A 24,188-nucleotide genomic window follows, 5' to 3' on the forward strand; every position below is an offset into this window, starting at 1 on the left:
CGTGTCATACAAGGGTTTGCGCTGGTTGGGCCTGGCTGCAATTTTTGCTCTGGCTGGCTGCTGGGTCGGAACACGCAACCTAGGTGTCTGGCAGGATGCTGTGATCTACGATGCGTACTACGCAATGGGGGCTGAGCTGCCATTGGGTGAGATCGCCAACAAGACAGACTCACTTTTCTATCTCATCATCAGGGCCTGGAGTGAGTCAGGCGGAGCAAAGGGCGGGCTCTGGATGTTTCTCGGAGCTGTAACCGTCTGTCTCACCTGCCTCGCTCTTTTTCGTGCGACGACCAGGCCGCTGGTTGCGGTCCTGACGTATGCAAGCTTCCTACTTTGGGTTCAGGCATATACGCAGATTCGGATGTCGCTCGCGTTTGCGTTCTGCCTAGCATCCTTTTACCTCGTAGGCAGGAGTCTGGCGCTTCGGGTTCTGCTGCAAGTGGCAGCCTGCCTCACCCATATATCGCTGCTCGTGGTGGTGGTGTTGCACGTGCTGAGCAGCAGGTTCTCTCCTGCTCCCAGGGTCGTATTCGTCTGGGCTTTCGCGGCTGCAACTTCAATATTCATCTTTTCCTCCTTCGTTCTGCCCGTACTCCCCTTCGAAAAAGTTGCGGTCTACTATCAGCTGCTGAGCGAGGGTGCTCATTCCAAGATCAATATCCTATCAGCGCTTCCGGCGATTCAAGTATGCGCCCTGATTGCGATGGCGTTTTCTCGTGGTGCGGCCAAGCAGTTGGCTACGGTGGAGTACAAGCTGGCGCTTCTCGGCGCAATCTCCTTCTATGCTCTCAGTGCAGTTCCGGTCTTTGCTGTCAGGATCAACGAGCTTCTCAGCATCTTTTTCATTATTGTAATTTCAAGGGTCGTCAGGGCCAACTGGGCGATTTTTTCGCTCTGGCTCTTGTATTTGGCTTTCTCTGTAAAGAGTGCGGTTGTACTTCTGACCACAGAGCTCGCAAAGCATGGGTGACACTGATATGAAGAAATATGTCGTCTATACGGCGCTCTTTGGGGGCTACGATGTTCTTCGGTCGCCGCGCCTGCTGGATCCGGAGTGTGACTACGTGTGCTTCTCGGATGACCCACTTCTCAAATCGGATGTGTGGGATGTTCGGTATGTATCCAGTCAGTCGGGCGCCCAACTCACCAATAGGCATTACAAGTTCTTTCCCCATGTCTATCTGGGGGAGTACGCCGCCAGTGTGTACATTGACACGAACATTGAACTTCTGGATTCCCCCGTCGGATTGATCCACATTGCGTTGAACTCTGCGGATATGTGCTGTGCTAGGCATCCTCTGAGGAACTGTTCATATAAAGAAGTCCGGGCATGTCGCGAAGACGGGAAGATCAGTGGTGATGAGGCTGATCTGCTGATCGGTAAGCTTGAGGCTGCTGGATTTCCTGCTGATCAGGGATTGTTCGAGAACAATGTAATTGTAAGAAATCACCGTTCCGAGGCGGTGGCTACTTTGATGCAGGCCTGGTGGGAAATGTTCGAGGCAGGCCCTCGGCGCGATCAGCTGAGTCTGCCTTATCTTGCTTGGCTGTCAGGAACGCGGGTCCACGCTCTGACTGATGCATCGACTCGTACTGGCGGAAAGCTCTTTCGCTACCATCTGCATTCTTCCTGCGCTGATCTGCCATTTCTTCGGCGGCGGTGGTTGACATGGAAGGCGCGTCATCTGGATACGAAAACGTTCCGCTTCTTGTCCGCATTCCGGTCGGCTCTTGCCAGGTGATCGAATGCGATTGTTTGCGCTCAATGCCGGCTGGATGTTGCTTGAAAAGATCTTCAGGGTCGGGGCAGTCTTTTTAATCACCGCTTGGATAGCGCGGACTCTTGGCCCGGAAGCATTTGGTAAACTCAATCTCTACATAACGATTGCTGCGTCGGCTTGGATCGTTGCCGGCATGGGCATGGACGTGATCCTGCTCAGGGATTTTTCGAGAGGGAGTGGGGATCAGTCCACTTTGCTGTCAACGGCTTATGTGATAAGAGCGTCGATTCTGATCATAATGTCGATTGCGCTAATCATCTATGCTGCGTTCTTCTGGCCAGAGGGGCAGTCGGACGAATTCAGATTTGGATTCATTGTCGTTGCAATGTCCATTCCGTTTTATAACGTAAACACATATTTTCCTTACTATCAAGCCACTTCCAGTTCGCGGTTTGTTACCCTTCTTTCTGTTGGGGCGCTTGCTCTTTCTTCATTGATCAAGCTGGCAATACTGCTGAATGACGGTGGCTTCGTCTGGATGTCAGTTGCTGTCGTTTCAGACGTGATATTTCTCAGTATTGCGTTTGCGTTTATTCGGGCTGCGGGTCGCCCGAGGATCATGCTGAGCCTCTTTGATCCTGCATTGGCTAAAAGCCTATTGAGCCAGTCAGCGCCTCTCGCGATTGCTGCAGTATTGATCGTCATTTACACGCGGGTCGATCAGTTCATTCTTGAGAAGATGACGCACGGCAACGAGCTTGGACTCTACAGTGTGGGCGTGAGGGTGTCAGAGGCGTTTGTTTTCTTGCCGACCCTGGTCAGTACGTCATTCTTTCCAATGATTTCGAATGATCTCTCTAGGAATAACGTTCGTAGATACCTTGACGTTGTGTCGGGGTTCTCTGCTGTTGGGGTGGGGGTGCTCTGTCTGCTTCTCCCGATGGCCGTGCCCTTCCTTTTTGGAGAACAGTACGCTGGTTCGGTCAGTCTCTCATGTGTACTTCTTCTGGCCAGCTTCTTTGCGGTATCGGGGGGGGCGACGACCAATTATTTTGTCGCAAAGGGGATGCCCTACGTTCGGCTGATCCGTTCTTGCGTTGGTATAGTGCTGGGTGTCGGACTGAACCTCATCTGGATTCCCAGATACGGCGCAATCGGCGCAGCCTACGCTGCACTTGTCAGTCAGATCGCGGCTGGGTGGCTCTGCAATGCACTGACAAAATCTACTCGGGAGTGCTTTGTGATCCAGACGAAGTCGATTCTGACCCTAGGTCTTGTTGGCTTGATTGCTGCATGCAACGACATGCTACGATCCTCTCGAAAACGATGAGATAGAATCCTGTGAAGATCATTCGGTTTATCGCCAAACTTCTGATCGCTCATCCGCAAGGCTGGATCAAGACCCTGACGGTTTGCAGCTATTTTCAGTCAGTACGGCCACTACTGAGCTGTGACATAACCTTCGACATCGCTGAGCTTGTCAGCAGACGGGTGCGCCTGCCGCACCCAGTGGGGGTTGTAATGGGCAAGGGCGTGCTTCTGGGTTACGACTGCGTGATCTATCAGAACGTAACAATTGGAGCTAGGTCCCCCGTGAAGGGGGGCTACCCCACTCTGGGCGATCGCGTGACAGTGTTTCCAGGCGCAATCATCATTGGCCCAATCCATATTGGAGACGATGCGGTGGTTGGGGCCGGGGCAGTTGTTTTTGATTCCGTTCCGGCTGGCGCGATCGTGCGCGGTGGTCGTCCATAGCCCTGATTGAACATTCTGTCGGGACCAAGCGGCGCACCTGCACGAATTTCATCGCAATGGCGCGCGCCAGATATCCTTTGCTCAGCCGCGACCGGTTGCAAATCTTCCAATGAAATAGGTCGCCGCATCCTTTAGATGGATTCGGAGACTCTTGCTCCTGAAAATACTTGAGATTCCTCCACGGCTGGATCTAACTCCGTCGGCTGCGACGCAGTATTTTTTCAGCAATTGCATTGGGTGTCCGTGTTCGCGACAGCGATTGCCGTACTCTACATCCGCCATAAATACGAAGTAGCGCTCATCAAATCCGCCGATCTTGTTCCAGAGAGCTCGCGGGACCAATAGGAAGGATGACTGCAGCCAGTCTACCTCAAGCGATTTCGTCGCCTCTGGCGAATGTGCGCAATCGTAGGCATCCATGTATTCGGCGCGGGATTCGCTGAATAGCCTGTTGGCAATGGGCACCCGTCTGGCGAGGATTGCCCTGATCGTCGGGCTCCGTCGCGCTACCGGCTCATATGATCCATCTGGATTCTTCTGCGTCACCCCGATTGGCGAATTGATTCTGTGCTCAAGAACGTGACCCAGCAAACTGCGCATCGTGTCTTTCGATAGAAGCTCGATGTCGGGATTGAGGAAAAGTAGATGGGTTGAGGTGCCAGTCGCCCCGATGTTGCAGGCTCGGGTGTACCCGATGTTCTCTGGGAAGTGCTCGTAGCTCACTGGCACATCGACAGAATTGGCAGGGTGCGCCGTGCTCCATGCCGCCGCCGCGGGGCTGTTATCGACAACGGAAATGGATTCAGGGCGCAGTGACTGCTGCGCTAAGGCTCGGATGAGTTGATGTACTGCTTCCGCTTTCCCGTAGTCCACGATCACTGCGTGGTATGAGATGGGTGCCCCATCCTGGGCTTGCAGCGTTGAATTCTGTGAGTCAAATTCCATTTTGGGCGCTTCAGTTCTCGATGGCGTCAAGGTTCTTGAAGAAGAAATCTGGGTCTCGCTCTGAAGTCATTTGGTACAAGGCATAGCTGCGAGACAGGCGCGCGCCGCCATCACGATAGAGTGGCGTCCATGCGAAGTTCGCACGTGCACGCGTTGATCGCGGAAGCATGAAATCAAATGGAATCGATACGAAGATGCCCTTGTCGAAGCTGCCCTCGCCGAACTCTGCCGATGAGACGTTAGTTTTCGTTGCATAGGCACCAATAGATGCCCCATTGTTGAAGGCCCGTGAAACCGATAGGGTCGCGCCCCAGTCCTTGGCAAGATAGCGTCCGGCACTGACAACGCTGACGATCTTCCGCTCGGTTCCCCACTGGTAGTAAAGGCTTGCGTGCCCGGTGGCTACACTGTAGTCGCGGAAGCTGAAACGCTGGTCGAAATCGCGCTGCTTTACCCAGTTGAGTTCTGCGCCGATTGCCCAGCGCTCATCAAGCGGGCGATACAAAAGCTCGCCACCAACGCCGCCATACATCGACTCGAACAAGCCGGCGTAGGCCGAACCGTACAGGTCCTCTCCCAGCTGGTGCACGCTGGTGAACTGCAGGTTCGGGAGGGTCAGGTCTTCTGTGGTGAGATATCTGCGGATGTTCGTTCGCACTCGAGGCAATCTGCTCGGGGCGTCGTACCTGAAGCGGTCGTAATTGTTGTAGGCGTTGTAGCTGAGAGTGCCAGTAAGCCACGTATTGCGGGTGAAGTGCAGGTTGCCGGAGTAAGTGCCTGCGACCTGGAACAGGATGAAGCCATCTGGGCCGCCAACCGACTGTTGGTACCCGATATTGAAGCTGCCGTCGACCCGCTTCATGGGCGCATCGTAAAGCGTTGTGCGCCGTTGCTGTGCCGGAGTAGCCATTTCGATGTGACCGGCCAGATGGCTGAGCTCGATGCGGTGGTCGGCATAGTCCGCAAATGCCTGACGCTCAAGGCTGGTCTCGACGATCGGCGCACCCAGACGGGTGTTCTGCACAGTGAACCACGTAATGTCGTTCGGTAGGGTTGCATCCAGCAGGCGGCCGGAGCGTCCCAATCCTTGTGCAGGGTAGAAGAAGCGCCGCTGCTCGCCGGTGACGATGACTTCCTGCCCGCGCCTGCTGATGCGGGACACGCGCAACCCCGCGTTCTCTTCCAGTTCTGCGGCCAGCGTCGGCCAATCAACATCGTCCAGCGAAGCGTTCTGCCTAGCGCCTTGTGATTCCCTGAGTGTGGGGGGCGGAGCCGGATCCAGCAGCTTTGGCGTTGCGCTTGCCTTCGCGATATTGCCGCGCAGCGTGATTGCCAGCATCAGTGCGTCCCCGCGTTCCCACGCAGCATGCAGCTGCACGTTCGGGTTCAGGGCGAAGCTGGCGCCGAAGTTGAAGGGTGTGCGCTGGCGCTGATTATTGTTCTGGGGCTCGCGCTTGTAGTCATTGCCGTCGTACTCGAGCTTCAGCTGCAAGGGCTCCCACGGGGTCTGGTAACTGACGCCACCGAAAACGCCCACCGGCCCACGGAACATGGCATCACTGTTCAGATTGCCGGTGCCTTGAGCACCCGGTCGAACTTCGAACCTGTCGTCCAGGGATGCCAGAGGGTTTCTGAAATCGCCGCGGTTACCGATGTAACCCGTAGCCAGCCCGAGGCTCGCATCGAACGCGCCGAAGCGCTTGCTGGCAACCAGGTACTCGCTGGAAAAGAGGCCGGTACCGCCGAGGTCCCTGAATCCTGCCGACACCTCGGGAACCCACCGGCTCTCGCGCCACAGACGAAGCTTGACGTCGATCGACTTGTCTTTGTAGTTCTGATTGCCGCTGAGCCACTCAGGACCATAGCGGCGATTCGCCACGGAGACATACCGGAACGCACCTTCGAACCAGGGCAGCGGCTGCATCACGACGTTGTAGCGGCTGTAGGGCGACGTATGGCTGGCGGTGAATGCGATCTCACCTTCGTCCGCCATGCGGGCAGTCGGCGTCTGCAGGAGGCCGATTCCGCCCCAGTCACTGGCGGTCGGCGCAGGCGGGGTCTGTGCCTGAAGTGCGGCACTGATGCTGAGGCTGAGCAATGCGATACCGGCGCGGATTGGCGCCAGTGGCAGCGAACGGTGGTGCATTAGTGAGAGGCTCCCGGCGCATCCAGCACCTGGGTGGCGAGGAAGCGTGCAACCTCCTCATTGATATCGGGGGCGATGGACTTGATCTTGTTGTCGTTCAGCGGAACGAACACGACGGCGCCCGGTGCAAGATGTGTCGGTTCTCCGCGATTCCAGAGGGCGATGCCTGCCTTCTGGATGTGGCCATCCGGTTGAATGACGTACAGATGGTCTGGACTGGCGACGCGCAGCATGCCACAGGCCTCGCGGTAGGCGCGCGCGTCTTGGCTGAAGCTGTGAGGAAGCGTGCAAGGCCGAGTCACTGCGCCGGTCACCCGTACCGTAGAGGGGCGGGCAGGGTAGATCAGCCGGTCTCCAGCTTCGGCAGGGCGATCCTGCTCCCTGCTTGCTTCCAGTCCGCGCGGGTCAAGCAGTTGCGGCTCGCGACCGGTTACTGGCAGGTTGGCCAACCTGTCGGACATTGCGCGCGCGGCCTCGGCAAGATCCGGTGATCCAGGCTGCGAGGCCAATGTCTCGAGGTCGAACAACAGTCCTGCCTTCAGGCGCGTCTGTGATTCCACGGCACTATGACGCAGCAAAGCTGCGCCCAAAAGGTACGCATCTTCAGTAGGGAAGGCTGCCAGTGCGGCGACGCTCAGGCGACTTCCGGCCGGGATCGATTGGCTGCCACTGGTGTGGACATGACCGGTGACCTCAACGTGGATGGGAGCGGCGGCACTGGCGCAGCAACCCATGCCCATGCCAAGCATGAGTGTTGTCATTCGCAGCATCATTGGGCTTTCAGGTCCTGCGAATAGGGCTTGATCTGGATGATTTCCAGGCGGGTGTCGGGTGCAATAGCCTGCACGCTCTTCCAGATGAAGCCATTACTAGGGTCGACCCAGTAGTCGTTGTTGCTGCTCCAGCCGCTGCCACGCAGTCGCTCACGGACGTGCACCAACTCGCGTGACTGGCCAAGAATTACTACGCTCTCACGGCCGAGGGTGCTCAGCGTGCCTGTGACTTCCATGCCGAAGCGGTAGCTGGGCATCACGTCGTAGCGCCGATGAACCGTTGTGCCATCTGCAATCTGGTGGAGGGCACGGAAGGGTGACTCTCCCTCGATATGCATTCCCTGTAGCTCTGGCTGGCCGCGATAGGTGCCAACAACCAGGCCATCGGTCAGGTAGACAATGCTTCGATCTGCGCTGTACCACGCGCGTCGTTCACCGTCGACGTTACCCAGTACGAGCACGGCGCCGCCGGAGGGACCGGTGACCTTGATCTGCGGATAGGGCTTGGCCGCAACCTGGGCTGCAGTCGGCTGCACATCGGGCTTGCCCTGGATGGCCAATTGCACCGTCTTGACACTGGTGCGACCGACCACCCCGCAGCCTGCCATCGTCAGCGTACTCAGCGCAGCCAGCGCCAGAGGCAGCCGGCTTGCAGCGAGGCGCGTGAGACTGGCCAAAGCGCTCCTGCGCATGGTGAACCTCGTCAATTGTCCAGATCGTTCTTGGCGCTGGCAGCGTTGGTGATGATTGCGGTGAACGGCAGCAGCTGGTTCACGAAGCGACTCCAGCGCGTAACGCCCGCGGCGCCGACGAAGACCACGTCACCGGGCTGCAGGTTGAACTGGCTGGCGACGGCGAAAGTGGCGGGCGAGCGTGCTTCCAGATGGAACACCTGGGACGGCGTGCTCTGCAGGTCATTCGAACCGCGGATCACGTAGACAGCGTTGCCGTTGGAGGTGGTCTGCAACAGGCCGCGCGCTCGGCCAAGGGCCTGGCTCAGGGAAATCTCGCCGGTCTTGAAGTTCAGTGCGCCGGGTTGATTGACTTCACCTACCACGAACACTTCCTTGTGGTCCAGGTAAGGCACGTAAATATGATCGCCAGCAGCCAGGAACACATTGGTGTCGCCGCCGCCGTTGCGGCCCAGTCGATCCAGGTCGATGGTATAGGTGCTGCCATTGCGGGTGAGGCGTACGCCGGAGAGGTCCGCTTGCGTCGGGTCCAGGCCCGCCTGGCTGATGGCATCGCCCAACGTCAAGGGCACGACTGTGAGCGCAACGGTGGCGGGCTGGCGCGAAGCGCCAGTAACCCACACGCGTTGGCTTGCGTACGTCAGCAGTGACACATCCACCTGCGGCGCCTCGATGTAGCGAGCGAGCTTGGATGTCAGCTCTTCACGCAGCTCTGCAGGTGTCTTGCCCGAGGCGGTGATCTTGCCGATGTAGGGATAGAACAGCGTTCCATCCGATTGGACGGGGCGGCCGGCTGCATTCAATTGCTGCTGGGGGCCGGCGGGTACCGTCAATTCGGGATGATCCCATACGGTGATGTAGAGGATGTCGCCGGCACCGATGCGATAGGGGCCCGGCTGATACTGGGTCAGTGCAGCGGGCAGCGCCGCGACATCTCGGGTGGCGCGCTCCATGGCGATCAGCTTGGGCGTGATCGGAATCAGTTCGATCTGGTCGTTGCCGATGGGCTGATCATCGCGAGCGAAGGCGCTTGAGCGAAGATGCTGGCCTGGCGCCCACATGCAGCCGGTCAGGGTGAGTGCCACCGTCATTGTGGCTACGAAACGCTTACAGTCCATCGAAATCTGTTCCTGGCCCGATCGGGCATGAAAAAACCCTCGCCGAACTGACGCCCGGCGAGGGCGGGGTGCTACGTCGGCGTGTCGATCAGCGGGTGGTGCCGGTCGTGCCAGTGGTGCCAGTGGTGCCAGTCGGAGGCGTGGTACCTCCACCATTGTTGTTGCCCGCATCATCCTTGCTGCTGTCAGCAGCAACGCTGTACAGCACGCCAGCAGCGGCAACGCCCAGGCCCACGGTAGCGACGGTGGTCAGGGTGCCGGTGGCGGCAGCGCCAGCAGCTTCAGCGCCAGCAACTTCAGCGCTGGTTTCGGCGGCGACAGGAGCTTCCTGAGCGAACACCGGCGAGGACAGGCCCAGCAGGGCCAGGGCGGCAATCATCTTCTTCATCTACGGGGTCTCCTACTCCGTGAGGGAAATTTTTCCACCGCTATGTTGGCTGCTATTCATTTGCCCTGTCAAGGAACGTGAAGGAAATGTGGAGTCATGTTGGCGGTTCTCAGAAGTGCTGGAAGATCTCAGACCTGCCGGAGATGAACTTCGCCAGTGCGATCACGAGCTGATGGGTATGAAGGTCGGGCAGGGTGAAGGGTAGGACCGTCCCCGCAACTACGGCAGCGACAACAGCCTTCGCAGGCGGGCGACCGATGGGTGATGCGGTGCGCAGTGCCAATGTGCTGCAGCTCAGCCCAAGTGCCAGCCCGGCAACGACTTCCGACAGGCTATGTGCATGCAGCGGGATTCGTGACCAGGCAATGGCGGTGGCCAGCAGCACGCCGATGGCCCGGCCGAACGTCCGAGCGCGCCTGCCGGGGCCAGCAAGCAGCACACCAACAACTGGGTAGATGACGCTGGACATTGCCGCATGCCCGGAGAAGCCGGTGAAGTGCACGCTCTTGATGCCAATCCCCCAGCCCATGAAGGCCAGCTTTGAGGCAAGCGTGACGCCGGCGGTGACGGCGATGGCCAGCAGCCATCGCCATTTCAGGCGTGCGTCTGCGCGGGGCAGGGTGATCAGCAGTACCAGGGCCATGGGCAGCAGCCATCGGCTGTCGCCGAGGGCGGAGAGGGTTCGCCAGACGTCGGACATCCAGTTCACAACGGGTCGCGGCGGGTCAGCATATCGAGTCCGGGCGCTTCGCAGAACGACGCGCGCTTGGTCCATTCAGCTGAACGCGGTATCCTGTGCCGCTGCCAATGGCCCCGTAGCTCAGCTGGATAGAGCGTCCCCCTCCTAAGGGGAAGGTCGCCCGTTCGAATCGGGCCGGGGTCACCATCCGCCACACCGCACGGCAACCGCTCGGGCTTCTACAACAACCCCAGCCCACCCAGCACCGCCGCCACGTCCTCCCGCTCGCCATCCCGCAGCCCCTGCAGAGGCAGTGGCAGGCAGTCCTCGCCGCACAACCCCAGCAGGGCCGTTGCGCAGGCCATGACGCGAATCCCGCCAAAGCGGTCATACAGCGACCACAGCGGCGCCAGTCGTACGGACTGGGCAATCGCACCCTTCTCATCGCCGTTTCCCACGGCCCGCACGATCTGCAGCGCAACCTCTGGGAACAGCCCTGCTGTCACCGAGTACCAGCCATCACATCCCGCCAGCAGACCACGCACCGCCGAGGCGTCGCCACTGACGCCCAGCGTCACATGCGAAGGGACGCTGGCGCGCAATGCCGCGACACGTGTGGCAGCCTCAACCGGATCATCAGCAAGGCGCGGAATCTTGATCGAAGCGATGTTGGGCAGCGCGGCAATCCGGCCATGCAGTGCATCGGTGAAGCGGAAGTGCGTGGTGCCCGGGTTGTCGTAGACGCAGATCGGCGTGCGCACCGCCGCACAAACCGTCTCAAACAGCGCCTGCACCTCATGGTCCTTCAGGGGCTGGTAGGACACGGGCGCGAGTAGCAGGCCCGCTGCACCGGCATCCTCGGCATCCAGGGCCAGCTCCAGCACATCCCGGGTGCGTAACGCGCCGATGCCGGCGATGACCGGTACGCCTCCGGCGTGTGCCAGGGCTTCGCGCAACACGCGCTTGCGTTCATGCGTCTGCAGATAGGCATAGCTGCCGGTGGAACCAAGGACGCCCATCGAATCAACACCGGAATCGACCAGGCGCTCGACCAGGCCGGTAAACGCGCGAAAGTCGATACCTGCTTCAGAGAGTGGGGTCAGTGGAAACGCGCTGAGGCCTTTGAACATGGAATCTCCCGAGAGGGGAATGGGCTGGACGCCTGGCATTGTTTATTGTCCTATGACAAAACTCAAGTGCCGTCCTGCAGCGTGTCTGCCCAGTGCAAATGGCGCACCATGAGCGTCATGGAACCGAACCTTTACGCTGTCCAGCCTTCGCACTACGCCAGCATCGCCGGCTGGCTTGATTCCGCCGCGGCCACCCAGCGCTGGGCGGGCCCCGGCGTGCCGTTTCCCTTGCTGCCGGAACGGTTCGCGCAGGTGCTCGAGCTCGAGGCGCGGCCGGGCTGGGCGCTGCTGGACGAGCAGGACCAGTGCCTGGGCTTTGGCCAGTACTGGATGACCGACGCCGGCACCGCGCACCTGGGCCGCATCATTGTTTCCCCGCTGGCACGCGGGCGCGGCCTTGGCCGGCTGCTCATGCAGGCCTTGAGTGCACAGGCGCTGCGCGAAGACGGTATCCAGCGGCTCACCCTGCGCGTCTATCGTGACAACACAGCCGCCGCGGCCCTGTGCCGTGACCTTGGTTTCCAGCAGGTGGAGGCGTCTTCGACGCAAGAACTCCTGTTCATGCAGCGCACGTCGGCCTGAACTCTGCTCAGGCCGGCGAGGCGGCCTGCAGGGCACACCATTGTTCTCGGGTGATGCGGCTGATGTGCTCGGTCCGGTAGTCGCCGAGGAAGCTGTTGAATTTGTTGATTTCGGTGTGGTGATGCTGGAAACCGCATTTGCTCTGCGCGCTGAGCGATTGCAGGTTGTCAGCGAAGTAGCCGCACCACAGTGCGTCCAGCTCCAGGTCCATGAAGGCGTGCCGCATCACTTCGCGCACCGCTTCAGGCACCAGTCCGCGGCCCCAGTACGGAACGCCGATCCAGTAGGCGATTTCACCCTCTCGATTGCTGATCTCGAAGTTGCTGTCGGTGCCGATCAGGATGCCGACACAGCCGATCGCGTGGCCGTCCTCGCGGCTCTGCAGCGCGTAGACCTCTGGCCGGTTGAAGACGGTGCGGATGATTTCGGTACTTTCCTCGACGCTGGTGTGCACCGGCCAGCCGGCGATGGGGCCCACGCGCGGGTCGCGGGCGTACTCGTACAGATCGGCAGCGTCGGTGTCGCGCCAGGGGCGAAGGATCAAGCGTTCGGTGTGCAGCTGCATGTCAATTCCACGGGAACAAAGAGAGTGCACAGGCTAGGTCGCCAGGCGCGATCGGCCCAGAGCGGGACCTTGATGGTTTCGGTACTTTTCACAACGGGTGGTCGAGCCCGGGTATGCTGGGGCCCGGAATACAGCCGGATCGGCCCATGGATCGCGTACCCCAGCTCCTGGACCAGGACGAATCCATGCGCCTGGAGGTCAGTACGCTGGCCGAAGGGCAGGGCGTCCCGCTGTCGTTCGGCCACGCTTATCTGGCGGTGCTGGTATGCGTATCGGGGCGCGCGCGCTTTGCACTGAACTTCCGCGAGGTAGCGGTGCAGCGGCACGATGTGCTGGTGCTGGCAGAGGACACGCTGGCGCTGCTGCGGCAGCGCTCACGCGGCTTTCTGGCGGTAGTCTGCCTGATGCCCAAGGCGCTGGCATCGGAGGTGGCCTATGTGCTTCCCAATGCACTGTTCAAGTTCCTGCACGATCAGCCCCACTGCGTGCCGTCGCCGCTGGACGTGCCGCTGCTGCAGGGCTGGCTGCAGCAGTTGATGGATGCACAGCACAATGGCGGCCGCTATCGTCACGTGATGCTGCGCAACCTGCTGCAGACGTTCTTCCTCAAATTCGCAACGCTGTTGCCGGCGCGCAGTGTGGCCGTGGCGCAGGTCAGCCGACGCGAGCGCTTGGCCTGGAATTTCTGGGAACTGGTCGGTGAGCGCAGCACGCGCCAGCGCGACGTGCAGTCCTATGCCGACGCGCTGTGCATCACCCCGTTCTATCTTTCGCAGCTGACCCGCGAGTGCTTCGACGAAACGCCTAAGGCGTTGATTGATCGCCAGGTGGTGCTGGAAATCAAGGCGCTGCTGACCTACAGCGAATTGCCGATCGGTCGCATCGCCGAGCGCCTGTGCTTCGAGGATGCATCCTACCTGTGCCGCTACTTCCGGCGGCACACCGGGCAGTCGCTGACCGGCTATCGCCGGGCAGGGCAGGGCGGTACTAGTGCGACACGAACAAGGGCGCCGGTACTTCGGCCAGCAGATCCTCGGTGACCCCGCCGAGCACACGCTCGACCACCCGGCTGCGGCTGTAGGGGCCCAGCACCAGCAGGTCGGCGTCGGCATCGAGCACGTGCTGGCGGATGGTCGCGGCAACGCCGCCCTGGCTTGAACTGATCGCCTGGATCTCCACTTCAACGCCATGCCGCGACAGATGCTGGGCCATCTCGGCGCCGGGTGCGGCCTCGGCCTTGGGCGTGTCGACCATCAGCAGGTGCACCGCCTGTGCGCGCGCCAGCAACGGTAGTGCGTCGGCCACCGCACGACGTGCCTGCTTGCTGGCGTTCCAGGCCACCACGATGCGACGGCCGACCTGGTCGCCATGCCAATGCGGTGGCACCAGCAGCATCGGCACGCCGGTCTGGCGCAGCGTTCCCAGCGGGTGCCAGCCAGAAGGGGCGCCGGGCGTGCGCGGATAGCCGGCGATGATCAGGTCGCAGTACAGCGACTGCAGGGCCAGGTCGGCGCCGCCCAGATAGTCCGAGACGATGCGCAGTTCGGTGCTGATCTGCAGCGGCTCGGACACGGCACGCAGGTTCTGCATCAGTTGTGCGGTGCAGGCGGCATCCGCGCGCGCCTCGTGGTCGAGCGCGGCGGCGATGCCGGCACCGCGCGCGAAGCCGTTGGCAATGTCGGTGGGATGCTGTGCGGTGGAGACCGCAACCAGATGAGCCTGCTGCACCTGCGCAAGGTGCGCGGCGATGTTCAGAACGCGGTGCCCGGTGTCGCTGGCATCGAACAGCACAGCGATGTCGCGTAGTGGATGCAGCATGGCGTTGTCTCCTTCGATGCCTGTGACGCGTTCCCTGCCGTGCACCGACCCGGGTGCACCGGACGCACCCCTGTTTTAGCGCATCGGTGATCCGAATGAATCATCTTTGATTCAGTCTATTAATTGGTGATTCATGCTAGCGTGAAGGCGAACCCACTTCTCAGTGCTTTCATGCGACCTGCCGCAGCACGTACCCGCCGCGACCTGCCCCACGCGCTGGCGGCCACCCTGGTCAGCCATCCACGCTGCACGCTCAACGAACTGGCACGGGGGGCGGGTATCAGCCGTGCGACCCTGTACCGGTTTGCGCCCACCCGGGAGGCGATCGACGAGGCATTGTTCGCGGCCGGCTTCGAGCGCGTGGAAGCGGCGGCGGTCTGGTTCGACGATGGCGCGGATGCACGGCAGGTACTGCAGCAGGTCACCGCCACGCTGCTGGCGGACTGGGAGCTGGTGACGCTGCTGTTCGCGCGGATGATGGAAGAGCAGCAGCGCCAGGGTGACCTGCATCTGCTGCCGGAGCGCTGGGCGCCGATCGGTGAGCGTTTCGAGGCGTTTTTCCTGCGTGGCCAGAAGGCCGGCGTGTTCAACGTCGAGTTCAGTGCGGTGTGGTTGGCCGATTTCTACTGGACCTGCTTCTACGGCATTACCTGGTCACTCGCACGCGGCCGGCTGGCCCCGGCCATGGCCGCCTCCACGCTGCTGGCGTCGTTCCAGCAGGGGGCGATGAAGGGATGACCGCAGGGGCTTGCTGCCGGGGTGCAGTGGCTTACGCCTGCTTCAGCAACTGCACCAGCTGGCGCAGGCGATAGGGCTTGGGCAGGAACTCGACCTGCTCGGGCAGCGGAGGCAGCTGCGAGCGGGCGTAGCCGGACGACAGGATCATCCGTGCCTGCGGCTGCTCGCGTGCCACGTGCTCGCTCAGCTCGATGCCGGACATGCCGTTGGGCATGCTGACGTCGCTGAACACCACGTCGAAGCGCGCTTCGCCCTTGAGCAGTTCCGCCGCCTCGTGACCATCGGCAGTGGTGGCCACCTCGATGCCGAGATCGCGCAGGGCCAGGCCGATCATCTCGCGAAGATCGGTCTGGTCTTCGACCATCAGAACGCGGATCGGGTCATCGGTCATGGAGTGATTCCTCTGTTGCGGGTAGCAGCAGGCTGACCGTGGTGCCGACACCGGGCGTGGTGGACACGTCGACGAAGCCGCCGCTTTGGGTGGTGAATCCGAACACCTGGCTCAGGCCCAGGCCGCTGCCCTTGCCGATGTCCTTGGTGGTGAAGAACGGTTCGCTGGCGCGCTCGGCGATGTCGGCGGCCATGCCATGGCCTTCGTCGCAGACGCTGAGGGTGACATAGCCGCGTTGCAGCGTGGTGTCCGCATCCGGGTCGAGCCGATGTTCCAGTGCGGTGCCGATCAGGATGCGGCCGCCGTCGACGGTGGCTTCCACGGCATTGGCCACTAGGTTGGTCAGGGCGGCCTGCAGCTGCATCGCATCGGTGCTCACCTGCGGCAGGCCCGGCGTGAGGTGGGCGTCCAGCGTTACCGTGGGCGGGCAGGCGCGCTGCAGGTCCGGCAGCCATTGCCGTACCAGCGTATTGATGTCCACAGGTTCGCGGATCAGGGTCTGGCCGGTGCTGAAGGCCAGCAGCTGGCGGGTCAGCAGCGCACCACGATCGGTCGCGGTCTGCGCCGCATCAAGCAGCTCGGCGGCGCGTGCATCGTCACCGTTCACGCGCAGGGACAGCAGGTCCAGGGCGTTGCCGATGGTGGTCAACAGATTGTTGAACTCGTGCGACAGCCCGCGGCTGAGGCGGCCGACGGTCTCGAACTGTTGGGTATTGCGCAGCGCACGCTGGGCATCACGCAGCAGCCGCTGTGCCTGCCACTGCTCGGTGATGTCGCGGGTGATCTTGACGAAGCCGAGCAGCTCGCCTGCTTCGACGACCGGCTCGATGACCACGCTGGCACGGAAAGACGAGCCATCGCGGCGCACCCGCCAGCCTTCACTGGCGACGTGACCGTGCTGCGCTGCGAGGCGGAGCAGGCGCTGCGGTTCCCCGGCTTCGCGATCGGCAGCCAGATAGAAACGGCCAAAGTGCGTGCCGACCACTTCATCGGCTGAATAGCCCTTGATGCGCTCGGCGCCCGGGTTCCAGCTGCAGACGATGCCTTCGGGATCAAGCAGGTACAGCGCATGGTCGCGCACGCTGTCGATCAGCAGTCGCAGTTGTCGGGAAGGGTCCGTCAGCACGGACGTCGTAGAAGCGGCAGCGTCCACGTGGAAATAAGTGTTACCCCTGAGAGGGACGTGAAGCTAGGCAGTGCAGCGTGAAGGATGCGTGCACGACGAGCACGTGCCATAGGTCCTGTGCGGCTGAATGCGACACGGAGTACCATCACCCACCCTTTGCCTCTGGAACCGACCTGCATGCGTCCTGGTGCGACCACGCGTGACCGCTGGATCTGGATGACCTCCGCCGTACTGCTGGCGGCGACCATCGCGCTGGAGCTGGTGGTGCCGTTGGGCTACGCAGTGTGGCTGGCCTATTTCCTGGCCGTGGGCGTGACGGTGTTCCAGCGCAGTGCGCGGGCGCCGTTCGTGGTCGCGGTGATCGCCTGTGTTCTGCTGGCGATTGGCTTCAACGTGGCGCCAGCCAGCAACAACTCGTCGTTCTCGTTCGTCAATCGCAGCATCGGTGGCTGCGCCTTCCTGATGATCGCGCTGATCGTTTCCCGTGCCATCCAGGCACGGCGTGAGGCGATGCGTGCACTGTGGCTGCAGGAGGCCGAGAACGCGGTGGCGATGAGCCTGCGGGGCGACCTGGGCCCGGAGCAGATCGCCGAGGCGGCCGCGACCAGCCTGGGGGCCCAGCTGCAGGCCGACGTCGCCGCCGTCTACCGCCTGGAAGGCGGGCGACTGCAGCTGACCGGTGGCCTGGCGTTGCCGGCCGGCATGCCGGCGTCGCTGGCGTTGCAGGAGGGGTTGGCCGGGCAGGTGGCCCGTGATGAACGCGTGCGTCACCTGCATGGCGATGACGCAGTGATGCTTGAACTGCAGACCAGCCTGGGCCGGCTGCCGGTGCGCGAACGTATCCTGGCGCCGATCAGCAGTGACGGCGCGGTGGTTGGTGTGATTGAACTGGGCCGTGCGCGGGTGGGCGAGCAGCGCGAGCTGGATCGTGAGTTGCTGGAGCGTTGCGCCGAGACCATCGGCATGGCCCTGAGGGCCTCGTTGCTGCGTGCACAGCTGGTGGTGCTGCTGGAGGAATCGCAGCGCCAGGGTGAGGAGCTGCAGGCCCAGCAGGAAGAGTTGCGCGTTGCCAACGAGGAGCTGGAGGAGCAGAGCCGCAGCCTGCAGCACTCGCAGGCCCATCTGGAAGAACAGCAGGCCGAGCTGGAACAGAGCAACGTCCAGCTGGAGGAGCGTACCCACGAGCTGGAGGCGCAGAAGCAGGCGCTGCTGGTCGCGCAGAGCCAGCTGGTGCGCAACAGCAACGAACTGGCCGCCACCTCGCGCTACAAGTCCGAGTTCCTGGCCAACATGTCGCATGAACTGCGCACGCCGCTGAACAGCTCGCTGATCCTGGCCAAGCTGCTGGCCGACAACAAGGACGGCACGCTCACCGAAGAACAGGTGAAGTATGCGCGCGCGATCCTGTCGTCCAACAACGATCTGCTGGCGCTGATCAACGACATCCTGGACCTTTCGCGCATCGAGGCCGGCCACGTCGAGCTGGCGGACGAAGTGGTGGTGGTGGACAGCGTGCTGCAACGCCTGCGTGAGACGTTCGAACCGATGGCGCGCCAGAAGGGCCTGGCCCTGCAGATCGAGGCCGATGCGCTGGCGCCGAGCCAGCTGGTGGTCGACAGCCAGCGCCTGCAGCAGATCCTGAAGAACCTGCTGGCCAATGCGGTGAAGTTCACCGAGCATGGCAAGGTCAGCCTGCACGTGCGTGCGGGCGGTCAAGGACGCATCCGTTTCGAGGTCTGCGACAGCGGTATCGGCATTGCCCGCGAGCAGCTGCAGGTCATCTTCGAAGCCTTCCGCCAGGCCGATGGCAGCACCCGCCGCCGCTACGGTGGCACCGGCCTGGGCCTGTCGATCTCGCGCGACCTCGCCGAGCGCATGGGTGGCAGCATCCAGGTCGACAGTGAACCGGGTCGTGGCAGCTGCTTCATGCTGGAACTGCCGTTGCAGGGCGCGCCGGTTTCGGAACCGGGCGAAGTGCCTGCCGCCGCCTCAATAGCGCCTGCGCCGCAGCCTGCGCCGCCGATCGCTGCGCGCGCCGCTGTCGCACCGACCGTTGCATCCGTGGCGCCGGTCACCGCCAACGTGGCCGATGACCGTGGCCGCCGCCAGCGTGCCGGGCGCCTGATCCTGGCAGTGGAAGACGACGCCACGTTCGCCGAAGCGCTGGTGGCCCTGGCGCATGAACTGGATTTCGACTGCGTGGTGGCCGGGACCGCCGAAGAGGCACTGACCCTGGCCAGCGAGCTGCGCCCGAACGGCATCCTGTTGGATATCGGCCTGCCCGACGTGTCCGGCCTGAGCGTGCTGGAGCGCCTGAAGCGCAACCCCGATACCCGGCATATCCCGGTGCACGTGGTTTCGGCGATGGATCGCAGCCAGGTGGCGCGCGAGCTGGGCGCGATTGGTTTTGCGATCAAGCCGACCACGCGCGAGCGGCTGGTGACGGCCATCGAGCAGCTGGAACAGACCAGCCAGCGCGACGTGCGGCGCCTGCTGATCGTCGAGGACGACAGCGAGCTGCGCCACAACCTGGAACTGCTGCTGGGCCGCGAGCAGCTGCAGATCGTCGCAGTGGGCACCCTGGCCGGTGCGCTGGAACAGCTCAGTACGGTCACCTTCGACTGCATGGTGATGGACCTGTCGCTGCCGGATGGCAGTGGCTACGACCTGCTCGAGCACATGGCCGGCAACGATGACGTCGGCTTCCCGCCGGTGATCGTCTACACCGGCCGCGCGCTCAGCCGCGAGGAAGAGCAGCGCCTGCGCCGCTACTCCAAGAGCATCATCATCAAGGGCGCGCGCTCGCCCGAGCGCCTGCTGGACGAAGTGACCCTGTTCCTGCACAGCGTCGAGGCCAGCCTGCCGAGCGACCAGCAGCGCCTGCTGCGCGAGGCCCGCCGTCGCGACACCGTGCTCGACGGCCGGACCGTGCTGCTGGCCGAGGACGATGTGCGCAACATCTTCGCGTTGTCCAGCGTGCTTGAGCCGCTGGGCGTGACCCTGGAGATCGCACGCAACGGCCAGGAAGCGGTGGATCGCCTGACCGAACGCGAGGTCGACCTGGTGCTGATGGACATCATGATGCCGGAGAAGGATGGCCTGGCAGCGATGCGTGAGATCCGTGCGCAGCGGCATCTGCAGGACCTGCCGATCATCGCGTTGACCGCCAAGGCGATGCCGGACGACCGTGAGCGTTGCCTGCAGGCCGGCGCCAACGACTACATCGCCAAGCCCATCGACGTCGACAAACTGGTTTCGCTGTGCCGGGTCTGGTGCTCGCGGCAATGAATGAACAGGCGCTGTTCGACCTGGAACTGAAGGTCCTGCTGGAGGCGCTGTACCAGCGCTACCACTACGACTTCCGCAGCTATGCGGTGTCGTCGCTGCGGCGACGCATCCGCCAGGCCATGCAGCGCTACGAGTGCGAGCGCCTGGTCGACCTGCAGCATCGCCTGCTGCACGAGCCGGAGCTGTTCGCGCAGGCGATGCAGTTCTTCACCGTGCAGGTCTCGGAGATGTTCCGTGACCCCGCGTACTTCCGTGAGCTGCGCGAGCAGGTGGTACCGGTGCTGCGCACCTATCCATCGGTGAAACTGTGGGTGGCTGGCTGCAGCACCGGCGAAGAAGTGTGGTCGCTGGCGATCCTGCTGCACGAGGAGGGCTTGCTTGAACGCAGCATCCTCTATGCCACCGACATCAACCCGGCGGCGCTGGCCACTGCCGAAGCAGGGGCCTACGGCATCGATCGGATGGCGCAGTTCAGCCGCAACTATCTGGCGGCCGGTGGCACGGCGTCACTGTCCGACTATTACGCCACGGCCTACGACGGCGCGGTGTTCGACCGTCAGCTGCGTCGCAACGTGGTGTTCGCCGACCACAGCCTCGCCACCGATACCGTGTTCTCCGAAGTGCACCTGGTGTCGTGCCGCAACGTGCTGATCTATTTCAACCGCGACCTGCAGGACCGCGCGGTGGGCCTGTTCCGTGAAGCGCTGGTACATCGCGGATTCCTGGGCCTCGGCAGCAAGGAGTCGCTGCAGTTCGGGCGCCACCACGATGCCTTCGAGGTCTGCTCGCGCGAGCACCGCGTGTACCGGAAGATTTCCTGATGGCGGTGCAGTCTCGCCCTGCGGTGGTGGTGGTCGGCGCCTCCGCAGGAGGTGTTGCCGCGCTGCAGGCGGTGCTGGGTGCACTTCCGGCCCGGCTGCCGGCGCCGGTGCTGGCCGTGCTGCACCTGCCGCGTGATCGCACCAGCCGCATTGCCGAGGTGCTGGCGCCGTACTGCGCGCTGCCGGTGCGCGAGGCGGAGGACAAGCAACCGCTGCAGCCGGGCACGGTGACGTTCGCGCCTCCGGATTACCACCTGCTGGTGGAGGATGCCGGCTCGGTGGCGCTCTCGGTGGATGCGCCGGTGCTGTTCTCGCGCCCGGCCATCGACCCGCTGTTCGAATCGGCCGCCGCGGTGTTCGGTGCGCAGGTACTGGCGCTGCTGCTGACCGGTGCCAGCAGCGATGGCAGTGAAGGCGTGGCCGCAGTACGCGCCGCCGGTGGCCGTGCCTGGCTGCAATGTCCCGAGGAGGCCGAGGCATCGATGATGCCGGCCTCCGCCCTGCAGCGCGCCGGTGCCGATGCCGTGCTGCCCCTTGAACTGATGTGTCGTCGCCTGAAGGAGTTGTTTGCATGAACCTGTTGCCACCGGACCCTGCGCAGTCGCAGTCCCCGGTCAACCTGCTGATCGTCGATGACGTGCCGCAGAACCTGGTGGCCATGCAGGCGCTGCTGCAGCGCGAGGGCGTGAATCTGCTGCTGGCCGGTTCCGGCGCGCAGGCGCTTGAGCTGCTGCTCGAGCACGAGGTTGCACTGGCCCTGCTGGACGTGCACATGCCGGAGATCGATGGCTTCACCCTGGCCGAGCTGATGCGCGGTTCGCATCGCAGCCGCACGGTGCCGATCATCTTCCTGACCGCCTCGCCGGACGATCCGCTGCGTGCGTTCAAGGGTTACGAAACCGGCGCGGTCGACTTCCTGCACAAGCCGGTGGCGCCGCAGGTGATCCTGAGCAAGGTCAATGTCTTCATCGAGCTGTACCAGCAGCGGCAGCTGCTGAAGGCGCGCAACGAGGCGCTGGAACGCGCGCTCAAGCTCAACGAGACGATGGCCGCCGTGCTGACCCACGACCTGCGTACGCCGCTGTCGGCCATCCTGCTGTGTGCGGACAAGCTGGCGCTGGAGCTGCCGGAGGACAATACGGGGGCACAGCAGACGCTGCAGTTCCTGGAGGCCAGCACCCTGCGCATGGCGCGGATGGTGGAGCAGTTGCTGGACTTCTCGCGTATCCGCAGCGGCGGCCTGCGACTGCAGGCGACCGCCTGTGACCTGCGCGAGGTCACTCACGCGGTGATCGCCGAAGCGGGCAGTGCCCATGGCCATGAACGCATCCGCCTGGACGTCGTCGGCGATACCCGGCTGCAGGGCGATATGGATCGCCTGGGCCAGATCGTGGCCAACCTGGTGGGCAACGCGTTGACCCATGGCAGCGAAGCGCTGGTGCAGCTGGATGGAAATGACGCCCGCACCGTCGTGCTGCGGGTAAGCAATGCCGGCCACATCGATGACGCGCTGCTGCCGCGGCTGTTCGAGCCGTTCAAGGCCAGCTTCCACCAGAGCAAAGGCCTGGGTCTGGGCCTGTACATCGTGGATCAGTTCGTCCGCGCCCATGGCGGTTGTATCGGCGCACGCAACGAGGCCGGGCAGGTGGTGTTCGAGGCGGTCCTGCCGCGTCGATGGGATGGAGCCGGCGCGGTCGCAACCTGAATTCTTCAGGAAGTGCGCGGGTGTATTGAGACGGGCTCGTCCGCAACTGCTACCGTGCGTTCACACCCATCCAAGGAAGCACCATGCCATTGCGTGCCATCGCCTACGTCAGCCGGGCGCTGCCGGAGCTCTCCGTCGAACGGCTGCAGGCGCTGGTCGAAGACGCGGCACGCTTCAACAAGCTGGCCGGTGTGACCGGTGTACTGCTGCATGATGGCGATCGTTTCCTGCAGTACATCGAGGGACCGCCGGACGGTATCGACTCGGTCTACGAGCGCATCCTGCAGGCCGGCAGCCACATCGACATCATTGAGCTTGCGCGTGGCCGTCTCGGTCAGCGCCAGTTTCCGTACTGGTCGATGCGCGCGTTGCCGGTGGATGCAACGCTGCTGCGCCAGCTGTCTTCCAGCGACTGGTCGGGGTTCACCCGTGCCCTGCAGGGCGACCGATCGGCCCCCACGCCGGTGGACCTGCTCGACCAGGTGGTGCAGCCGGCGCTGAATGCCGGTTGAGATTCAGCGCGAGGCACTGCCGCAGTAGGCGGCATGCAGCGCCTGCAGCACGCCCAGTGCGGGCCCTTCAATCACGCGGTAGTGGATTGCCTGCGCTTCGCGACGCGTCGCGACGATATCCAGTTGGCGCAGCACCGCCAGATGCTGTGACAGGGCTGATGCGCTGAGGCCGGTCAGTGCCTGCAGTTCCGGCACCGGTGCCTCACCTTCGACCAGGCGGCACAGCACGCGCAGCCGCGCAGGATGGGCCAGGCTCTTAAGCAGCGTTGCAGCCTCGGCGGCGTGTTCGGCCATGGCGGCGCTGTCGAGCGGGGTGCGGGCCATGGTTGACCTTTTTGTTTAGAAGTGTCTAATTTAGATAAATCTAAATCAAAGGGCAATCCCATGAGCGGCGCAAAAGAGGGCAGGGCATGAACCTGCCATGGACTGCGGTGGCTGGCGGTGCGCTGATCGGCGCCGCCGCGGTGTTGCTGCTCGCCACTGTCGGGCGCGTGGCGGGTATCAGCGGGATCGCTGCGGGCAGCCTGCGTGCAGCGAAAGGTGAGCGCGGCTGGCGCTGGGCATTCCTGCTGGGTCTCCTCGCAGCAGCGGGGATGGCACTGTGGTGGCAGTCGCTGCCCGAAGCCTCGCCACGCGTGCTGCTACGCGATGCCTTGCCCGCCTGGCAGCTGATCGGCGCCGGCCTGCTGGTGGGCTTCGGCACGCGCCTGGGCAGTGGTTGTACCAGTGGTCATGGCGTCTGTGGCATGGCCCGCGGCTCGAAGCGCTCGCTGCTGGCAGTGCTGGTGTTCATGGCCTGCGCGATGCTGACCACCTTCCTGGTCCGTCACGGCGGAGGCCTGGCATGAGCCGCGCGGTCGTAGCCGCCGCTATGGCAGGTGCGCTGTTCGGTGCGGGACTGGCGTTTTCGGGGATGACCGACGCGCGTCGCGTACTCGGCTTCCTCGATGTGGCCGGTGATTTTGATCCGACGTTGATGTGGGTGCTGGGCTCGGCACTGCTGGTCAGTGCCGTCGGGCAGCGTTGGGTGCTGCGACGCACGCAGCCCTGGTTCGCGCTGCGCTTCCAGCTACCCAGCGCACGTGATGTCGATGCGCGCCTGCTGCTGGGTGCAGCACTGTTCGGTGTCGGCTGGGGTTGGGCTGGTTACTGCCCCGGACCGGCCATCGCCGGGCTGGCTGTCGCATCGCGTGAAGCGCTGTGGTTCGTGCCTGCCATGGTGGTGGGCTTCTGGTTGCACGATCGCTTCGTGCACTGAGGCTTCACCCCTGTGTCACCATGGATCGGGTCAGATC

27 protein-coding genes and 1 tRNA gene are annotated in these 24,188 nt (G+C 63.0%); 15 read left to right on the plus strand and 13 right to left on the minus strand.

The genetic code is table 11. From position 1 onward, the window contains the following. The first annotated feature begins 1 nt into the window (after position 1). Genes SriyCCGPB3_RS09395 through SriyCCGPB3_RS09410 form a run of 4 tightly spaced genes read left to right on the plus strand, consistent with a single transcriptional unit; the run spans position 2 to position 3,476 of the window. Positions 2–970 (plus strand): EpsG family protein, encoded by a 969-nt coding sequence (locus SriyCCGPB3_RS09395; RefSeq protein ID WP_350260200.1) that lies wholly within the window; start codon positions 2–4, stop codon positions 968–970. Beyond that, positions 963–1,742, plus strand: a complete 780-nt coding sequence (locus SriyCCGPB3_RS09400) for a glycosyltransferase domain-containing protein (protein WP_350260201.1) — start codon at positions 963–965, stop codon at positions 1,740–1,742. The genes SriyCCGPB3_RS09395 and SriyCCGPB3_RS09400 overlap by 8 nt, the downstream gene beginning before the upstream one ends. Positions 1,743–1,746: 4 nt before the next feature. After that, positions 1,747–3,051 carry a flippase gene (locus SriyCCGPB3_RS09405; protein WP_350260202.1) on the plus strand — a complete coding sequence of 435 codons (1,305 nt, stop codon included), beginning with the start codon at positions 1,747–1,749 and terminating at the stop codon, positions 3,049–3,051. An 11-nt stretch (positions 3,052–3,062) separates the two neighbouring features. Then, entirely contained in the window at positions 3,063–3,476 is a 414-nt protein-coding gene (locus SriyCCGPB3_RS09410; RefSeq protein ID WP_350260203.1) for a serine O-acetyltransferase, read from the plus strand. A gap of 81 nt (positions 3,477–3,557) precedes the next feature. Here SriyCCGPB3_RS09410 and SriyCCGPB3_RS09415 read toward each other — a convergent pair whose 3' ends face one another. The 7 genes from SriyCCGPB3_RS09415 to SriyCCGPB3_RS09445 form a co-directional block, all read right to left on the minus strand. Further along, on the minus strand, positions 3,558–4,421 hold the full coding sequence (locus tag SriyCCGPB3_RS09415) for a glycosyltransferase (RefSeq protein WP_350260204.1): 864 nt from the start codon (positions 4,419–4,421) through the stop codon (positions 3,558–3,560). Positions 4,422–4,431: 10 nt separating this feature from the next. Further along, complete coding sequence (locus tag SriyCCGPB3_RS09420) at positions 4,432–6,567, minus strand: YjbH domain-containing protein (protein ID WP_350260205.1); 2,136 nt, start codon at positions 6,565–6,567, stop codon at positions 4,432–4,434. Continuing rightward, positions 6,567–7,328 (minus strand): capsule biosynthesis GfcC family protein, encoded by a 762-nt coding sequence (locus SriyCCGPB3_RS09425; RefSeq protein ID WP_350260206.1) that lies wholly within the window; start codon positions 7,326–7,328, stop codon positions 6,567–6,569. Before SriyCCGPB3_RS09425 ends, SriyCCGPB3_RS09420 begins: the two co-directional genes overlap by 1 nt. Positions 7,329–7,336: 8 nt before the next feature. Beyond that, on the minus strand, positions 7,337–8,032 hold the full coding sequence (locus SriyCCGPB3_RS09430; RefSeq protein ID WP_350260207.1) for a YjbF family lipoprotein: 696 nt from the start codon (positions 8,030–8,032) through the stop codon (positions 7,337–7,339). Positions 8,033–8,043: 11 nt separating this feature from the next. Next, positions 8,044–9,150 (minus strand): polysaccharide biosynthesis/export family protein, encoded by a 1,107-nt coding sequence (locus SriyCCGPB3_RS09435; protein WP_350260208.1) that lies wholly within the window; start codon positions 9,148–9,150, stop codon positions 8,044–8,046. An 88-nt stretch (positions 9,151–9,238) separates the two neighbouring features. Beyond that, the gene (locus SriyCCGPB3_RS09440; RefSeq protein ID WP_197610778.1) at positions 9,239–9,538 is read right to left on the minus strand and encodes a hypothetical protein; all 300 of its coding nucleotides are present in this window, start codon (positions 9,536–9,538) and stop codon (positions 9,239–9,241) included. 109 nt (positions 9,539–9,647) lie between these two features. After that, on the minus strand, positions 9,648–10,238 hold the full coding sequence (locus SriyCCGPB3_RS09445) for a phosphatase PAP2 family protein (RefSeq protein ID WP_350260209.1): 591 nt from the start codon (positions 10,236–10,238) through the stop codon (positions 9,648–9,650). 109 nt (positions 10,239–10,347) lie between these two features. Between SriyCCGPB3_RS09445 and SriyCCGPB3_RS09450 the strand changes: the two genes are divergently transcribed. Beyond that, positions 10,348–10,424, plus strand: a tRNA-Arg gene (locus SriyCCGPB3_RS09450). Positions 10,425–10,456: 32 nt separating this feature from the next. Here SriyCCGPB3_RS09450 and SriyCCGPB3_RS09455 read toward each other — a convergent pair. After that, positions 10,457–11,347, minus strand: a complete 891-nt coding sequence (locus SriyCCGPB3_RS09455; RefSeq protein ID WP_350260210.1) for a dihydrodipicolinate synthase family protein — start codon at positions 11,345–11,347, stop codon at positions 10,457–10,459. 117 nt (positions 11,348–11,464) lie between these two features. On the opposite strand from SriyCCGPB3_RS09455, the gene SriyCCGPB3_RS09460 reads away from it, so the two are divergent. After that, positions 11,465–11,929, plus strand: a complete 465-nt coding sequence (locus SriyCCGPB3_RS09460) for a GNAT family N-acetyltransferase (RefSeq protein WP_350260368.1) — start codon at positions 11,465–11,467, stop codon at positions 11,927–11,929. A 7-nt stretch (positions 11,930–11,936) separates the two neighbouring features. Here SriyCCGPB3_RS09460 and SriyCCGPB3_RS09465 read toward each other — a convergent pair whose 3' ends face one another. Further along, positions 11,937–12,494, minus strand: a complete 558-nt coding sequence (locus SriyCCGPB3_RS09465; protein WP_350260211.1) for a GNAT family N-acetyltransferase — start codon at positions 12,492–12,494, stop codon at positions 11,937–11,939. Between the two features lie 146 nt (positions 12,495–12,640). On the opposite strand from SriyCCGPB3_RS09465, the gene SriyCCGPB3_RS09470 reads away from it, so the two are divergent. Next, on the plus strand, positions 12,641–13,534 hold the full coding sequence (locus tag SriyCCGPB3_RS09470) for a helix-turn-helix domain-containing protein (protein ID WP_049421337.1): 894 nt from the start codon (positions 12,641–12,643) through the stop codon (positions 13,532–13,534). Here SriyCCGPB3_RS09470 and SriyCCGPB3_RS09475 read toward each other — a convergent pair. Beyond that, a complete protein-coding gene (locus tag SriyCCGPB3_RS09475) occupies positions 13,482–14,312 on the minus strand; it encodes a universal stress protein (RefSeq protein WP_350260212.1) in 831 nt (276 codons plus the stop codon). The two genes, SriyCCGPB3_RS09470 and SriyCCGPB3_RS09475, sit on opposite strands and share 53 nt — an antisense overlap. 171 nt (positions 14,313–14,483) lie before the next feature. Between SriyCCGPB3_RS09475 and SriyCCGPB3_RS09480 the strand changes: the two genes are divergently transcribed. After that, positions 14,484–15,050 carry a TetR/AcrR family transcriptional regulator gene (locus SriyCCGPB3_RS09480; protein ID WP_153854941.1) on the plus strand — a complete coding sequence of 189 codons (567 nt, stop codon included), beginning with the start codon at positions 14,484–14,486 and terminating at the stop codon, positions 15,048–15,050. A 31-nt stretch (positions 15,051–15,081) separates the two neighbouring features. Here SriyCCGPB3_RS09480 and SriyCCGPB3_RS09485 read toward each other — a convergent pair whose 3' ends face one another. Then, positions 15,082–15,441 (minus strand): response regulator, encoded by a 360-nt coding sequence (locus SriyCCGPB3_RS09485; protein ID WP_057500964.1) that lies wholly within the window; start codon positions 15,439–15,441, stop codon positions 15,082–15,084. Further along, on the minus strand, positions 15,431–16,594 hold the full coding sequence (locus SriyCCGPB3_RS09490; RefSeq protein WP_429000159.1) for a two-component system sensor histidine kinase NtrB: 1,164 nt from the start codon (positions 16,592–16,594) through the stop codon (positions 15,431–15,433). Before SriyCCGPB3_RS09490 ends, SriyCCGPB3_RS09485 begins: the two co-directional genes overlap by 11 nt. A 150-nt stretch (positions 16,595–16,744) precedes the next feature. Between SriyCCGPB3_RS09490 and SriyCCGPB3_RS09495 the strand changes: the two genes are divergently transcribed. From SriyCCGPB3_RS09495 to SriyCCGPB3_RS09515, 5 genes are all read left to right on the plus strand, one after another. Next, entirely contained in the window at positions 16,745–19,855 is a 3,111-nt protein-coding gene (locus SriyCCGPB3_RS09495; protein WP_350260213.1) for a response regulator, read from the plus strand. Further along, positions 19,852–20,676: a CheR family methyltransferase gene (locus SriyCCGPB3_RS09500; RefSeq protein ID WP_350260214.1), complete on the plus strand. Its 825-nt coding sequence runs from the start codon at positions 19,852–19,854 to the stop codon at positions 20,674–20,676. The genes SriyCCGPB3_RS09495 and SriyCCGPB3_RS09500 overlap by 4 nt, the downstream gene beginning before the upstream one ends. Further along, positions 20,676–21,251, plus strand: coding sequence for a chemotaxis protein CheB (locus tag SriyCCGPB3_RS09505; protein ID WP_110712110.1), 576 nt, complete (start codon positions 20,676–20,678; stop codon positions 21,249–21,251). The genes SriyCCGPB3_RS09500 and SriyCCGPB3_RS09505 overlap by 1 nt, the downstream gene beginning before the upstream one ends. Next, positions 21,248–22,381 (plus strand): hybrid sensor histidine kinase/response regulator, encoded by a 1,134-nt coding sequence (locus SriyCCGPB3_RS09510; RefSeq protein ID WP_350260215.1) that lies wholly within the window; start codon positions 21,248–21,250, stop codon positions 22,379–22,381. Before SriyCCGPB3_RS09505 ends, SriyCCGPB3_RS09510 begins: the two co-directional genes overlap by 4 nt. A gap of 83 nt (positions 22,382–22,464) precedes the next feature. After that, entirely contained in the window at positions 22,465–22,893 is a 429-nt protein-coding gene (locus SriyCCGPB3_RS09515; protein ID WP_110712112.1) for a BLUF domain-containing protein, read from the plus strand. A 3-nt stretch (positions 22,894–22,896) separates the two neighbouring features. Here the strand turns inward: SriyCCGPB3_RS09515 and SriyCCGPB3_RS09520 are convergent, their stop codons facing one another. Next, complete coding sequence (locus SriyCCGPB3_RS09520; protein WP_153854935.1) at positions 22,897–23,217, minus strand: ArsR/SmtB family transcription factor; 321 nt, start codon at positions 23,215–23,217, stop codon at positions 22,897–22,899. Between the two features lie 86 nt (positions 23,218–23,303). Between SriyCCGPB3_RS09520 and SriyCCGPB3_RS09525 the strand changes: the two genes are divergently transcribed. Together SriyCCGPB3_RS09525 and SriyCCGPB3_RS09530 are read left to right on the plus strand one after the other, a co-directional pair. Continuing rightward, a complete protein-coding gene (locus SriyCCGPB3_RS09525) occupies positions 23,304–23,741 on the plus strand; it encodes a YeeE/YedE family protein (RefSeq protein WP_153854934.1) in 438 nt (145 codons plus the stop codon). After that, positions 23,738–24,151 carry a DUF6691 family protein gene (locus tag SriyCCGPB3_RS09530; protein WP_350260216.1) on the plus strand — a complete coding sequence of 138 codons (414 nt, stop codon included), beginning with the start codon at positions 23,738–23,740 and terminating at the stop codon, positions 24,149–24,151. The genes SriyCCGPB3_RS09525 and SriyCCGPB3_RS09530 overlap by 4 nt, the downstream gene beginning before the upstream one ends. Positions 24,152–24,188: the final 37 nt, after the last annotated feature.

It is taken from the genome of Stenotrophomonas riyadhensis, assembly GCF_040256885.1.
Taxonomy (GTDB): domain Bacteria; phylum Pseudomonadota; class Gammaproteobacteria; order Xanthomonadales; family Xanthomonadaceae; genus Stenotrophomonas; species Stenotrophomonas riyadhensis.